This is a genomic window from Ancylobacter mangrovi (assembly GCF_024752335.1).
In the GTDB taxonomy this organism is placed as follows: domain Bacteria; phylum Pseudomonadota; class Alphaproteobacteria; order Rhizobiales; family Xanthobacteraceae; genus Ancylobacter; species Ancylobacter mangrovi.
On the sequence record NZ_JANTHY010000001.1, the window covers coordinates 326,765 to 339,130 of the forward strand.

At 70.4% G+C, this 12,366-nt stretch carries 14 protein-coding genes; 5 read left to right on the top strand and 9 right to left on the bottom strand.

The annotated features are described in order from the left end of the window. Positions 1-6: 6 nt before the first annotated feature. Both NVS83_RS01450 and msrB read right to left on the bottom strand, forming a co-directional pair. Entirely contained in the window at positions 7-2,151 is a 2,145-nt protein-coding gene (locus tag NVS83_RS01450; RefSeq protein ID WP_374115004.1) for a S9 family peptidase, read from the bottom strand. Next, the gene (gene msrB / locus NVS83_RS01455; RefSeq protein WP_258737729.1) at positions 2,148-2,582 is read right to left on the bottom strand and encodes a peptide-methionine (R)-S-oxide reductase MsrB; all 435 of its coding nucleotides are present in this window, start codon (positions 2,580-2,582) and stop codon (positions 2,148-2,150) included. Before msrB ends, NVS83_RS01450 begins: the two co-directional genes overlap by 4 nt. 351 nt (positions 2,583-2,933) lie before the next feature. On the opposite strand from msrB, the gene NVS83_RS01460 reads away from it, so the two are divergent. Further along, positions 2,934-3,356, top strand: a complete 423-nt coding sequence (locus NVS83_RS01460; protein WP_258731162.1) for a Ros/MucR family transcriptional regulator — start codon at positions 2,934-2,936, stop codon at positions 3,354-3,356. An 81-nt stretch (positions 3,357-3,437) separates the two neighbouring features. Here NVS83_RS01460 and NVS83_RS01465 read toward each other — a convergent pair whose 3' ends face one another. After that, a complete protein-coding gene (locus NVS83_RS01465) occupies positions 3,438-3,689 on the bottom strand; it encodes a hypothetical protein (protein WP_258737730.1) in 252 nt (83 codons plus the stop codon). Between the two features lie 202 nt (positions 3,690-3,891). Here NVS83_RS01465 and NVS83_RS01470 point away from each other — a divergent pair, with 202 nt between their 5' ends. Together NVS83_RS01470 and NVS83_RS01475 are read left to right on the top strand one after the other, a co-directional pair. Beyond that, complete coding sequence (locus NVS83_RS01470; RefSeq protein WP_258737731.1) at positions 3,892-4,245, top strand: helix-turn-helix domain-containing protein; 354 nt, start codon at positions 3,892-3,894, stop codon at positions 4,243-4,245. Then, positions 4,235-4,771, top strand: coding sequence for a DUF6456 domain-containing protein (locus NVS83_RS01475; protein ID WP_258737732.1), 537 nt, complete (start codon positions 4,235-4,237; stop codon positions 4,769-4,771). The genes NVS83_RS01470 and NVS83_RS01475 overlap by 11 nt, the downstream gene beginning before the upstream one ends. Before the next feature lie 62 nt (positions 4,772-4,833). On the opposite strand, the gene NVS83_RS01480 is transcribed toward NVS83_RS01475, so the two are convergent. Beyond that, positions 4,834-5,283 (bottom strand): SufE family protein, encoded by a 450-nt coding sequence (locus tag NVS83_RS01480; protein ID WP_374115015.1) that lies wholly within the window; start codon positions 5,281-5,283, stop codon positions 4,834-4,836. Between the two features lie 86 nt (positions 5,284-5,369). After that, positions 5,370-5,867, bottom strand: a complete 498-nt coding sequence (locus NVS83_RS01485; RefSeq protein ID WP_258731156.1) for a DUF5330 domain-containing protein — start codon at positions 5,865-5,867, stop codon at positions 5,370-5,372. Positions 5,868-6,034: 167 nt separating this feature from the next. On the opposite strand from NVS83_RS01485, the gene NVS83_RS01490 reads away from it, so the two are divergent. Beyond that, entirely contained in the window at positions 6,035-6,781 is a 747-nt protein-coding gene (locus tag NVS83_RS01490; RefSeq protein WP_258737734.1) for a peptidoglycan-binding domain-containing protein, read from the top strand. Between the two features lie 6 nt (positions 6,782-6,787). Continuing rightward, positions 6,788-7,129, top strand: coding sequence for a DUF1491 family protein (locus NVS83_RS01495; RefSeq protein WP_258737735.1), 342 nt, complete (start codon positions 6,788-6,790; stop codon positions 7,127-7,129). Positions 7,130-7,137: 8 nt separating this feature from the next. Here NVS83_RS01495 and NVS83_RS01500 read toward each other — a convergent pair whose 3' ends face one another. The 4 genes from NVS83_RS01500 to NVS83_RS01515 form a co-directional block, all read right to left on the bottom strand. Next, the gene (locus NVS83_RS01500; RefSeq protein ID WP_258737736.1) at positions 7,138-8,466 is read right to left on the bottom strand and encodes a DUF2336 domain-containing protein; all 1,329 of its coding nucleotides are present in this window, start codon (positions 8,464-8,466) and stop codon (positions 7,138-7,140) included. Between the two features lie 382 nt (positions 8,467-8,848). After that, positions 8,849-9,394: a DUF1254 domain-containing protein gene (locus NVS83_RS01505; RefSeq protein WP_258737737.1), complete on the bottom strand. Its 546-nt coding sequence runs from the start codon at positions 9,392-9,394 to the stop codon at positions 8,849-8,851. 25 nt (positions 9,395-9,419) lie between these two features. Continuing rightward, the gene (locus NVS83_RS01510; RefSeq protein WP_258737738.1) at positions 9,420-10,007 is read right to left on the bottom strand and encodes a DUF1214 domain-containing protein; all 588 of its coding nucleotides are present in this window, start codon (positions 10,005-10,007) and stop codon (positions 9,420-9,422) included. A gap of 77 nt (positions 10,008-10,084) precedes the next feature. Continuing rightward, on the bottom strand, positions 10,085-12,298 hold the full coding sequence (locus NVS83_RS01515) for a transglycosylase domain-containing protein (protein WP_258738458.1): 2,214 nt from the start codon (positions 12,296-12,298) through the stop codon (positions 10,085-10,087). Positions 12,299-12,366 lie beyond the last annotated feature (68 nt).

Below are 12,366 nucleotides of genomic sequence, written 5' to 3' on the forward strand. Positions count from 1 at the left end.
ACCGCCTCAGCCTTTTCCGGCGGTGCCGGTCACGCAGGCGATGGCGAGCGCGAAGGCGTAAACCATCGCCGTCTCGTCCAGCCGGTCGAAGCGGCCCGAGGCGCCGCCATGGCCCGCATCCATGTTGGTGCGCAGGATCAGCGGGTGCGGATCGGTCTTGGTCGCCCGCAGCTTCGCCACCCATTTCGCCGGCTCCCAATAGGTGACGCGCGGGTCGGTAAGGCCGGCGAGGGCGAAGATGGCCGGATAGTCCTTTGCCGCGACATTGTCGTAGGGCGAATAGGCGCGGATGGTGGCGAAGGCTTCCGGGTCGAGGATCGGGTTGCCCCATTCCGGCCATTCCGGCGGCGTCAGCGGCAGCGTGTCGTCCAGCATCGTGTTGAGGACGTCGACGAAGGGCACTTCGGCGACGATGCCGGCGAACAGGTCCGGGCGCATGTTCGCCACCGCGCCCATCAGCATGCCGCCGGCCGAGCCGCCATGGGCGACGATGCGGTCGGGCGCGGCCACGCGCTCGCCGGCGAGATGCTCGGCGACGGCGATGAAATCCTTGAAGCTGTTGGTCTTCTTCGCCAGCTTACCTTCGCGGTACCAGCGCCAGCCCTTCTCCGTGCCGCCGCGTATATGAGCGATGGCATAGACGAAGCCGCGATCGACCAGCGACAGGCGCGAGGTCGAGAAGCCGGCCGGGATCGAGATGCCGTAGGCGCCATAGCCATAGAGCAGGCAGGGCGCGGTGCCGTCGAGCGGCGTGTCCTTCGCGAACAGCAGCGAGACCGGGATCAGCTCGCCGTCGCCGGAAGGGGCCATGAGGCGGCGGGTGACGTAGTTGCCCGGCTCGTGGCCGGAGGGCACTTCCTGGCGCTTGCGCAGCTCGCGCGCGCGGCTCGCCATGTCGTAGTCCCACACCTCGGCGGGCGTGGTCATCGAGGAATAGGTGAAGCGGATCTCGGTCTTGTCGAAACCGTAGCCGGGATCGAAGCCGAGCGAATAGGCCTCCTCGGCGAAGGCGATGGCGTGCTCGGCCCCGCCCGCAATCTCGCGCACGACGATGCGGGGCAGCCCGTCCTCGCGCTCCAGCCGCACCAGATGGTCGCGGAAGGCGCTGTGGGAAAGGATGAGGCGCCCGGGCCGGTAAGCGACGAGATCGCGCCAGTTCGCCCGCCCCGGCGCGGCGAGCGGGGCGGTGACGATCTTGAAGTCCTCAGCACCGTCCGCATTGGTCTCGATGACGAGGCTGTCGACGCCGTCGAGCGCGGGGTGGTGCTCGACCCCGTAGCGCAGGCCCGGCTCGCGCGGCTCGACCCGCATGAAGGGCACGAGCGGCGCCTCGAGATCGATCAGCCAGACCTCGCTGGTGTCGTGGTCGCCGCAGGAGACGAGGCCGAACCGGCCCGACTGGGTGCGCCCGAGCGAGACGAAGAAACCCTTGTCCGGCTCCTCATAGACCAGCTCGTCGCTTTCCGGCGCGGTGCCGAGCCGGTGGCGATAGACGAAGCTCGGACGGTGCTCGGGGTCGCGGCGGACATAGAAGAGATAGGTCCCGTCGGCGCTCCACAGCACGTCGCCGGTGGTCTCGGCGATCACGTCCGGCCGGTCGGTGCCGGCGGCGATGTCGCGCACGCGCAGCGTGTAATATTCCGAGCCGGCTTCGTCGGCGGTCCAGGCGAACAGGGCATGGTCGGGCGACTGGTGGGCGTCACCGAACTGGAAATAGGCCTTGCCGGCGGCGAGCGCGTCGCCGTCCAGCAGCACGGTCTCCCCGGCGATGGCGCCGGCCGGGCGGCGGCAGATCAGCGGGTGCTGGCCGCCCTCGCGGAAGCGGGTGAAATAGGCGAACGGCCCGTCGGTGGCCGGCACCGACGAATCGTCCTCCTTGATTCGCGCTCGCATCTCGCGGACCAGCTCGCGGCGCAGTTCCGCATGCGGGGCGAGCCAGGCCTCGGCGGCGGCGTTCTCGGCCTCCAGCCAGGCGCGGATATCGGGCGCGAGCACGGCCGGGTCGCGCATGACCCCGCGCCAGTTGTCGGCGCGAAGCCACGCATAGGGGTCCACCAGCGTCTCGCCGTGGAAGCTGCGGATGAGAGGCGGGTGGGCGGACGCCGTGCCGTCCGCCGGGTTGCTCGCGACCCCGTCGGTGAGGCGGCTCACGAGGCGCTGCCGTCCGCCGGGGTGTCGGCGCGGAAGGAGAGCGCGACCCCGTTCATGCAGTAGCGCAGGCCCGTGGGGCGCGGCCCGTCGGGAAAGACGTGGCCGAGATGGGCGTCGCAGGTCGCGCAGCGGCTCTCGATCCGGTGCATGCCGTAGGAATGGTCATGGACCTCGACCACCGCTTCGGGGTCGACCGGGCGGAAGAAGCTGGGCCAGCCGGTGCCTGATTCGAACTTGGAATCGGAACGGAACAGCGGGGCGCCGCAGCACACGCAGCTATAGACGCCCGGCTCCTTCTGCGACAGATGCGGCCCACTGAAGGCGCATTCCGTGCCATGCCCCCGGGTAACGCGGTATTGCTCGGGCGTGAGCTGGGCGCGCCACTCGGCGTCCGTCTTCACCACTTTGGGATGGCGGGATCCTTCGTTCATGGCTTTTCCCTTGAGTTTTCAACGCCCAGATAGTCGCCCCCGCGCGCGGCTGCAAGCCTTGAACGCCTTCACGAAGCTGTGGCTGCTACTGAACAGCCGACTTTTGGACACGATTTCAGCTTGATACCGCTGTGGGTGTATAGGGGGCGGAGCATTCGAGAGCACAGATATGGGAGTTTTTGTTGCGAAAAATCTTGCGGCGCGTGCGTTCTAAGTCTATCTAGCAACGCATATCCGGTCGCCGAGTGAAGTTCGCTGCCAGATAACGTATTTGAGATGCACTTTGGCGGGCGCCTGCCGCGGCCGCGGGGCAGCACTCCTGTCTATACACATCATTATGAAGATTGGCTCATGAGTGAAATCACGGATGCCGAGACTTACATCGAGCTCGCCGCCGATATCGTCTCCGCTTATGTAAGCAACAACGCCGTTTCGGCGAACGACCTTCCGCTCCTGCTCGGCGACGTGCATACCGCCCTGCAGCGCCTCGGCAAGGGGGAGGTCGAGCCTGTCGTCGAGCCCCTGCGCCCGGCGGTGCCGCTCAAGAAGTCCATCGCGCCCGATTACATCGTGTGCCTGGAGGACGGCAAGAAGTTCAAGTCGCTCAAGCGTCACCTGCGCACGCAGTACAATCTGACGCCCGAGCAGTATCGCGAGAAGTGGAACCTGCCGGCGGACTACCCGATGGTGGCACCCAACTACGCGGCCGCGCGCTCCGCGCTCGCCAAGCAGATGGGCCTCGGCCAGCAGCGCCGCCGCAGCGCCCGGCGCTGAGCGCCGCACCGAACGCTTCTGCATCCGAAGGGGCGCCGCATGGCCTGCGGCGCCCTTTTCGTTTTTCCGGCGCTTTCCCGGTCATTTTCCCGCGCCCGTGCCGCCGATCTCGGCCATGAGCCGCGCCAGCGCGGCGTGGCGCAGCGGGTCGTAGGCCTGCCCGCGCCGAGCCGCCCGGCGCTCTGCCCGCAGCAGGCTGCGCAGCCGCGCCGAGCGCTCCTCGCGGCTTCCTCCCAGGAACGGCCGCAGCGCCTCGCTGCGCGCGGCGATGGCGGACTCCGGTTCGTGCACGCGCTGGGCGCGGATGCGGCGACGCTCTCGACAATGCGGCATGGACGACCTCGCTGGGCTGAGTTCCCGGAAAGGGCCGATTATCGGGGCGGTGGAGGAGGGTGCGGATATAATTCCTATCGCGTGAGGCCCGCCGGAGGCGTGGATCGGCCCGAAGTGGATGAAAACATATAAGATTGTATTTCCTATTGAATACAACCAATGAGTGTGTAACGATTAAATTCCTATTCAGGGGAATTCAGGCATGCACACTCAGATCTCTCCCACCGTTCCCGAGCTCTGCCACATGGCCGCCCGCCTCGTCGCCGACGAGACCGGCGTGCCCCTCAGCGAGGTGCTGCACGCGTGCCGCCTCGCGCGGCCGGTCTCGGCGACCCGCGCCCTCGCCATGTATCTCGCCCATGTCGGCCTCGGCCTGCCGATGAGCGCGGTGGGCCGCGCCTTCGGCCGCCACCGATCGACCGTGGCCCATGCCTGCCGGACCGTGGAGGAGCGCCGCGAGACAGCCCGCTGGGACCGCAAGGTGTCCGAGCTCGAGGCGCGAATGATCCGCGCGCTGGCGCAGGTCCCGGCAGGGGAGGCGCTTCATGCCGCGTGAGCGCCGACTGGGAACGCGTGTGATCGAGATGGCGGGCGAGGCGGGCGAGGTGGTGATCGACCTCGACGAGAGCCCGCTCGCCTGGCTGGCGAGCCGGCGCGGCCGCGACGGGCAGGCGCTGATCGCGCCGGTGCAGCTCATCGCCGGCGAGCGGCTGCGCGCCGACTTCACCCGCGCGCAGATGACTCCCCGCCTGACCGCCGACTGGAGCGCCATGCCGAAGGGCCCCCGGCGCGGCGGGGCGGCCGGGCTCGCGCTTTCCGAGGCGGTGCTCGCCGCCAAGCAGCGGCTGGCCCGGGCGATGGAGGCGGTGGGACCGGAATTCTCCGGCCTGCTGATGGATGTCTGTTGCTTCCTCAAGGGAATGGAGCAGGTCGAGCGCGAACGCGGCTGGCCGGCGCGTACCGCCAAGGTTGTGCTGGCGCTAGGCCTCGACCGGCTGGCGCGCCATTACGGCCTCGCCGGACGGATCGAGGGGCCGCGGCGCAGCCCGATCCGCGCCTTCCGCGCCCAGCCCGACGCCTGACGCAGGGGAGGGGGCCCTGAGCGCGGCAGGGCTCGCGCCGCGGTCCCCTCAGGAGGTTGTCTTCAGGAGGCCGTCGCCAGCACCGCGCGGGCGTCGGCGCGGATACGCTCGACCATGGAGCGCAACCCGTTGGAGCGCTGCGGCGTGAGATGGTCCTTCAGCCCGATCCGCTCGAACACCGGGGCCGGGTCGGTGCCGGCGATCTCCGCCGCGGCGCGTCCCGAATAGAGCGCCAGCAGGATGGCGATGAGGCCGCGCACGATATGGGCGTCGGAATCGCCGAGGAAGGCGAGATGCGTGCCGTCCGGCGCGGATGCCGGGCGGCTGACCATCCACACCTGGCTGGCGCAGCCCTGCACCTTGGTACGGTCGGTGCGCTCCTCCTCCGGGAAGGGGGGCAGCGTGCGGCCGAGCTCGATCAGGTAGCGGTAGCGATCGTCCCAATTATCGAGGAGCTCGAAGTCCTCGATGATCGCTTCGATCTGCGCGGTGGTCGCGTTCGGTGAAGTCATCATCAGCGCCTTTCCCACCGGATATAGGCGCGGGGCACCCCGGGACGCAATGGCGCGGGGTGCGAACAAGCCCCTAGGACGGGACGTCAGGCCGGCTTTTTCGGCGGGCGCGGCACGCCCGGCGTCGTCGCGGCCGGCGCCCCCACCGGCTGGGCCGGCGGGGAGAAGATGAGGTCGGTCGCGGTGGCGTCGAGCGCGGGACGCACCGGCCCCTGCCATTCCGGCGCGAGGTCGTGGGTGGTCAGCGTGTCGTCGGCCGGCGCGCCGGCGGAACGGACGGCCGCCTTGCGCTTCTCCTCCGAGATCTGCTCGACCAGATAGGACAGCGCATAGCGCGCCCCGGCCTCGGCCCGGCGACCGATCAGCTCGAAAAGCTGGGCCCCGACGGCGCAGGCATGGGGCTGGCGCTCGCAGAAGCCGCCCGCATCGGCGACCGCCGACGTCGCCGCCGAGAGCGCCTCGGCGGTGCCGAGCCTCGGCGCGCCCGCACCCTCCGCCGACTCCTGCGAGGGAGCGCCGGGAACGCCGGGCAGCAGCAGAAACACGATCGTCAGCCAGAAACCGACACGCAACAGAAAGAACATGATACGCCTCGCCACTGCGGCTTACGCCTCCTGCGCGGCAGGATAAGGCCAAGGGGTTGCTCAACCCGCCTCTCGATCTCGCGAATTTGTGCCGATCGCGGAAAGCCGATGTTAAGCACGCCGGGCGCTTAGTGTTCGCTTAAGCATGGCGTGGCACAGTTTTTCCTATGGCGCCGAACGGCGCGCGAGTTGCGGTTGATCCTATGCCCCGATCCTATGCCAGCGATCTGCTGGAGGACGACATCGATCTCGACGGCGAACGTGCCGCCGGTCGGCCCTATCAGTCCGGTCGACGGCGCTCGGACGTCTTCATGACCGTTCTGGCGGCGGGCGCGACCGCGGCCGTGCTGTTCAACGCGCTCGGCCTGCAGGAACGCCGGCATTCGGGCGGTACGCCGGCCCCGGTCGCCGCGCCGGCGGCGTTGCGCGAAGTGCCGGCCGCCCCGGCTGCGGCATCTCCCGCCGCCATACCCGCTCCCGCGCCGTCCCCGGCGATGCCGGCGGCGCCCGAGGCATCCACGCCGGCGGTGGGCACGCCCGATGCCGCCCAGTCCGCCGCCGCGCCGGTGATGCCGCTGCCGCCGGTCAAGCCCGCCGCGCCGCCGCGCGCTGCCCCGGCGGTACAGGCCCCGACCGCTCTGGCGCCCGCGCCCACCGCACCGGCTAACGCCGTTCCCGGCGCCGGCTCGCCCCGGCCACCGGCCGATATCGCGGTGTCGCCGCGGGTGATGGAGATCCAGAAGGCGCTGGCCAGCCTTGGCTATGGCCCGATCCATATCGACGGCCGCGTCGGCGACGCGACGCGCCAGGCGATCGAGCGTTTCGAGCGCGACCGCCGCATGCCGGTGACGGGCGAAATCTCCGATCGGCTGGTGCGCGAGCTCGACACGGTGGCCGGTTTCTCGATCCGGTAGCCGGCGATGCGGCTCAAGAGCGCGATCTTCGTCTCCGCCCTGATCCGCCGCGCCGGCGTCGAGGGCGCGTTCGCCGCGGTGCGGCGGCGCGGCTCGGAGGAGGCGGGGGCGATCTTCGTCAAGGTGGCGACGCTGGACGGGCGCGCCGCGCTCTTCGGCCCCGCGCTGCCCTCGCTCGACGCCGCGCCGGAGGAGGGGCGGCTCTTCACCGCGCTGGTGCCGGCCGAGGCCCCCGAGGCGGAGGCCGAGGAGCGCATGCGCCGCGAGATCCGCTTCGATCCAGATCTGTGGTTCGTGGAAATCGAGGACCGCGCCGGGCGCGTCTTCCTGGACCTCGCCCCGTCCTGAACGGGTCGTCAGCCGGGCCGGCGCGCCTCGCCGGGTTCGGCGTGCGCGCGAGCGGCCTCGTGCGTGCGCGCGGTTTCGGGGCGGGCCTCGCCGAAGCGGCGCATCGAGGGCGCGTCCTCGCCGCGTTCGCGCGCCACGCGCCGGCCCGGGCGCCAGGAGGCGACCAGATGCTGGGCGCCGGCGCCGGTGAGCGAATCGAACATGTCGGCGAGGCGGGTCATCTCGGCGGCCGAGCGGCCCGCCACCGGATGCAGCCGGAACAGCACGCGCGAAAGCACGGCGAAGGACAGGCCGAGCGCGCGCGCCGCCACCGCCAGCGCCTGGCCGCTGGGATCGTCGACGATGCGGGCGGCATTGGCCTCGCTTACGCCGAGCGCCTTCTGGATAAGCTGCGCGACTTCGGCCGAGCTGGCGTCGCGCGCGGCCTGAAGCAGCGCCTCGGTCGTCTCCGCGCTGGCGGGAGCCACGCGCTCGGCCATCGGCAGGGGCGGCAGGGTGACAAGGCGGGCGATGATGAGCGCCCGGTCCTCCGGGCTCGCCGCCAGATAGTCCGGCCGCGCGGGCGGGGTCGGGGCGGAAGGCGTGTCGGGAGCGGCGGGGCTGCCCGGGAGAGCCGTTTCGAGCGAGGAAGCGGGCTCGACAGCTTCGGGTGCGAAGGCCTCAGGCACGACTGCCTCGGGCAGGCCGGCCTCGGACCCGGGCATGGAGGCGACGGTATCGGGGGCGAGGGGATCGGCGTCCGGTGTCACCTCGATTGGGGCGTAGAGTTCTTCGGCGCTCGCCTCGGTATCGGGTGCCCTCGTATCGGGTGCCTCGGTATTGGAAGCCGCGGGGGCGGGGATCGCGTCCTCGTTCCGGCCTTCAATTGCCTCTCCCTCGCTCTCCCCATCGGCGCCCTCGCGGGTGCGATGCACCAGCTCGGCCAGCGCCTTGGCGAGGGCGGGGGAGACGTCGCGCCGCGCGGCTATGGCCGCGACATGGGCGGGCGAGACCTCCTGGGCGAGGGCGGCGAGCGTGGCGTCGTCGAGCACAGGCGAGAGCCGCAGCACCGGCCCGGCGAGGGCAAGCGGGCCGCGCGCCAGTTGCAGGGCGAGCTCGCGCGGCAGGTCGTGGCGGGCGGCGAGCGGGCGCACCAGACGGGCGGCCACGGGGACCTCGATGGCCTCGATCAGCCGCGTCGCCAGCCGGGCGAAGCGGGCCTGCTCGGCCTCGTCATGGGACGGCTCGCCCAGATAGAGCTCGACCAGCAGCCGCAGCATCTCCGGCCGCGTGTCGTCGTGTCGGCGACGCGCTTCCTCGATCAGGACTTTGAGGCCGGAGCCGGATGTGGGAGGCATGGGGCGGTCGGGTTCGAGAGGTCAGGCGCCGTCCCTCGGGACTCGCGAAACCAAGCTAGGCGGCGAACGTTAGCAAGCCGTTAACCATGATGGCTCGTTATGGGCAACAACCCGTCGACTTGGCGCAGGGGAAGTTGTCCCAGGGAAGGGCAGACCGGCCCCGGGGAAGGGAATTCGACTGGCGAAAGGGAAGGTGAAATGGGGACCGTGGTTCCGTTTCCGCTTCGTCCGACGCCCGGGGAGACCGCAAGCGCCCGCAAGGCGCCCGGCAACCCGGCCGAGGTCGTCATCCTGCCGGTGATCCAGTGCGTGCGAACCCCCGTCCCGGCGCCGCGCCGGGAGATCGGCCCCCCGGCCGAATCGCTCTGAGGGGCGCCCCGCGCTAGGACGCCGGCCCGCAGCTCGCCGCGCTCATGTGGGCGCGGACGGCCTCGCGCGCGCTGCGCTCGCGCACCAGCGCGCGGATCAGCACGATGCCCTCGTCACTGGGCGATTCCACCACCAGACGGTCGGCCGCGGTGACGTCGGCATTCTCCGGCATCGCCGCCTTCTGGGTCGGGTTCATCAGGTCGAGCTCGATCACCCGGCGGCCGGCCGAGCGGTCGTTGATGGCGTAGAAGGCCAGGCCGAAGCGGGTGTAGAACGACACCGAGGTGTAGTCGGCGGTGGTCGGCACCCGCACCTTCAGCGGGCCGTCGCCGAGGTCGTAGAGGCAGACGGCGGAGATGAAGGCGGGATCGGTGTCCGGCAGCACCGCGCCGAAGGCACTGGGGTCGTCCATCTGCGCGACCGCGTTGACGCTGCCGATGGCCGAGAGCCGCGCATAGGCGTCCTGCTCGGCGTAGTAGGGCAGGATCAGCACCGCCACCAGATGCACGATGCCGCCGAGCACCAGCCCGGCCACGATCGGCAGCACGAGCCGTGTCATCGCCATCTCCTCGCGGGCTGGGTCGTCATGTCTTCGACCATGGGCAGTGCTGGGTGACGAGGCTCGGCATTTCCGGCGCGTCGCTGGTGCGGCTGGCGAGCCCGACCGGCGTGTCGTAGAGCCGCAGCGTCAGCTCGATGCGGTCGCGCGCGCCGGTGGGCAGCCAGTTGCCGGCCCGTGCCCGCGGCCCGAGTTCGATGTCGAGCGTGCCGTCGCGGTTCCACACCACCTCGGCGCTGGTGAAGCCGGTGCGGCCGGCGGCGTTGTCGATCAGCCGGCCGCGCGAATCGGTGACGGTGAGGGTCCAGAACCGCGCCTGCGGGAGCGAGCCCGACAGGCGGATGTCGCAGCGCCCGTCGAGCGCGGTGCCGTCGTCGTCCTTCGTCGCCACGAAGGCGAGGCCGTCGGCGAGCTCGAGCGGCAGTTCCCCCGCCCGCGCCAGCGCGGCGCGCGCATAGGGGTCGGCCTCCTCGGTGCCGGCCTTGGGCCAAGCCTCCCACGGGCCGGAGCGGATCATGCCGGGGCCGTAGCCGCTGACCGTGGTGACCCAGGTCAGGCCGAGGCCGACGGCGGCGCCGACGACGAGGGTCAGGAAGAACAGGAAAGCACGCACGGCACAGAGCAATCCGGTGGAACGGGGACGCCCTCATCGATGGGCGCGCGGGGCGCGAAGGTCAATCGTGCGGGCCTTCAATTGCTGCCGGTGGCCGGCGTGTCGGGGTCGCGCCCGGCCAGGACGCGGTCGGATTCGAGCGAGGCGGAGGGGCCGGGCAGGGGCGCGCGGGCCGCCTCCTTCATGCGGGAGGACAGGCCCATGAGCTGCTCGGCCGAGTCCGGGGAGAGCGTGACTGGGCGCTTGACGCCGTCGATCTCCAGCAGCGAGGCCTGCGCGGAGGCGTTGCTCGTGGGCGCGGGGTGGCCGTCGAGGCCGGGCGTCGGCTTGATCTCGATGCCCTGATGGGCGAACGCCAGCACCTTCTGCCAGGTCATGGCCGGCAGCGAGCCGCCGGTCATGCGCCGGGTCGGGGTGTAGTCGTCATTGCCGAACCAGATCGCCGCCGCGTAATTGCCGGTGAAGCCGACGAACCAGGCGTCGCGATAGGCATTCGTGGTGCCGGTCTTGCCCGCCACCTTGACGCCCGGGATGATGGCACGCCGTCCGGTGCCGTGTTCGACCACGCTGTTGAGCATCGGGTTGATCATGTCGATGATTTCGGGCGGGATCACGCGCTTGGGCTTCTCGCCCTCCTGGGCGAAGTTCCACACCGGGTCGCCCGCCGGGGTGCGCATATCGATCACCGCGTGCGGCTGCACGGCGTAGCCGCCATTGGCGAACACGCAATAGGCGGTGGCCTGGTCCATCACCGTCACCTCGGCGGCGCCGAGCGGCAGCGCGCGGGTGATCTTCAGTTCGCTCTTCACGCCCATGGCGTGGGCGAGGTCGACGATCCGCCCGCGACCGATCGATTCCGCGAGCCGCACCGCCACCGTGTTGAGCGAGCGCGTCAGCGCCGTGATGAGCGGCAGGCGGCCGGCATAGGAATGGCCGTAATTCTGCGGGCACCAGTTGCCGATGCACAGCGGGGCGTCGAGCACCATGGTGTCGGGCTTGTATTTCCCGGTCATCAGCGCGGCGGTGTAGACGTAGGGCTTGAAGGACGAACCGGGCTGGCGCAGCGCGTCGGTGGCGCGGTTGAACTGGCTCTCGCCATAGTCGCGCCCGCCGACCATGGCGCGCACCGCGCCGTTCGGCTCCATCACCACCATGGCGGACTGGGTGGCGCCGTAATCCTTGCCGAACTGCTTGAGGCTGTCGCGGATGGCGGTGTCGGCTGCCTTCTGGATGTTGGGATCGAGCGCCGTGCGCACGACGAAGGAACGCTCGGCATAGTCCTTGGGCAGGGTGGCGACGATCGACTTCACCTGCTCGAAGGCGTAGTCGAGATAGTATTCGGGCACGTCCTCGCGCTTGCGGTCGATCGGCGTCGCCGGGTGGCGGCGGGCGCCGAACACCTGTCCCTCGGTCATGAAGCCGGCATCGACCAGATTGTCGAGCACCACGCTGGCGCGCCCGCGCGCGGCCGGCAGGTTGACGTGCGGGGCGAATTTCGACGGCGCCTTGAACAGGCCGGCCAGCATTGCCGCCTCGGCGAGGTTCACGTCGCGCGCCGACTTGCCGAAATAGTACTGCGCCGCCGCGTCGACGCCGAAGGTGCCCCCGCCCATATAGGCGCGGTCGAGATAGAGCTTGAGGATCTGGTTCTTGGTGAGGTGGAACTCCAGCCACAGCGCCAGGAACGCTTCCTTGATCTTGCGCTCCAGCGTGCGCTCGTTGGAGAGGAACAGGTTCTTGGCGAGCTGCTGGGTGATGGAGGAGCCGCCCTGCACCACGCCGCCGGCCCGCGCATTGGAGAGCAGCGCGCGGAAGGTGCCGGGCACGTCGATGCCGAAATGGTCGTAGAAGCGCCGGTCCTCGGTGGCGAGCACCGCCTTGATGAGGTGGTCCGGGAATTCCTCCAGCGGCACCGTGTCGTTGTGGCGGATGCCGCGCTCGCCGATGGTGTTGCCATAGCGGTCGAGGAAGGTGACGGACAGGTCCGCGCGCTTGAGCCAGTCGTCCGAGGTCTCCTGGAAGGCGGGCAGGGCGAGGGTCAGCATCAGCACCGCGCCGACCGCGCCCCAGGTCACCGCCTCCGAGGCGATCTCCACGCCCCAGCGCGCTGGGCCCTGCAGGTTGAAGCGCTCGGTGAAGGCGACGTAGCTGTCCCAGGCGGCGCGCAGACGCACGCCGCCGGTATAGATCGTGCTGTCGATCCAGGAATCGATGGCGAGCAGCGCATTTCGGATGCGGCGGCCGCGCCGCGGCGCGCCGGGCGGCGGGGCCTCCTTCGGCTCTTCCGGCATCTCCGCGTTCGGCGTCTCGCTCAAGCCCGGTACTCCACGGGTGCTCAACCAGTACCACCCTCGTTCCC

What these genes read in the sequence shown, in the direction of transcription:
- NVS83_RS01485 (WP_258731156.1), bottom strand. Translation starts at nt 5,867, where the DNA reads ATGTTCTTTCTGTTGCGTGTCGGTTTCTGGCTGACGATCGTGTTTCTG.
- NVS83_RS01460 (WP_258731162.1), top strand. Translation starts at nt 2,934, where the DNA reads ATGAGTGAAATCACGGATGCCGAGACTTACATCGAGCTCGCCGCCGAT.
- NVS83_RS01490 (WP_258737734.1), top strand. Translation starts at nt 6,035, where the DNA reads ATGGCGCCGAACGGCGCGCGAGTTGCGGTTGATCCTATGCCCCGATCC.
- NVS83_RS01480 (WP_374115015.1), bottom strand. Translation starts at nt 5,283, where the DNA reads ATGACTTCACCGAACGCGACCACCGCGCAGATCGAAGCGATCATCGAG.
- NVS83_RS01465 (WP_258737730.1), bottom strand. Translation starts at nt 3,689, where the DNA reads ATGCCGCATTGTCGAGAGCGTCGCCGCATCCGCGCCCAGCGCGTGCAC.
- NVS83_RS01515 (WP_258738458.1), bottom strand. Translation starts at nt 12,298, where the DNA reads ATGCCGGAAGAGCCGAAGGAGGCCCCGCCGCCCGGCGCGCCGCGGCGC.
- NVS83_RS01470 (WP_258737731.1), top strand. Translation starts at nt 3,892, where the DNA reads ATGCACACTCAGATCTCTCCCACCGTTCCCGAGCTCTGCCACATGGCC.
- NVS83_RS01505 (WP_258737737.1), bottom strand. Translation starts at nt 9,394, where the DNA reads ATGACACGGCTCGTGCTGCCGATCGTGGCCGGGCTGGTGCTCGGCGGC.
- NVS83_RS01500 (WP_258737736.1), bottom strand. Translation starts at nt 8,466, where the DNA reads ATGCCTCCCACATCCGGCTCCGGCCTCAAAGTCCTGATCGAGGAAGCG.
- NVS83_RS01495 (WP_258737735.1), top strand. Translation starts at nt 6,788, where the DNA reads ATGCGGCTCAAGAGCGCGATCTTCGTCTCCGCCCTGATCCGCCGCGCC.
- msrB (WP_258737729.1), bottom strand. Translation starts at nt 2,582, where the DNA reads ATGAACGAAGGATCCCGCCATCCCAAAGTGGTGAAGACGGACGCCGAG.
- NVS83_RS01475 (WP_258737732.1), top strand. Translation starts at nt 4,235, where the DNA reads ATGCCGCGTGAGCGCCGACTGGGAACGCGTGTGATCGAGATGGCGGGC.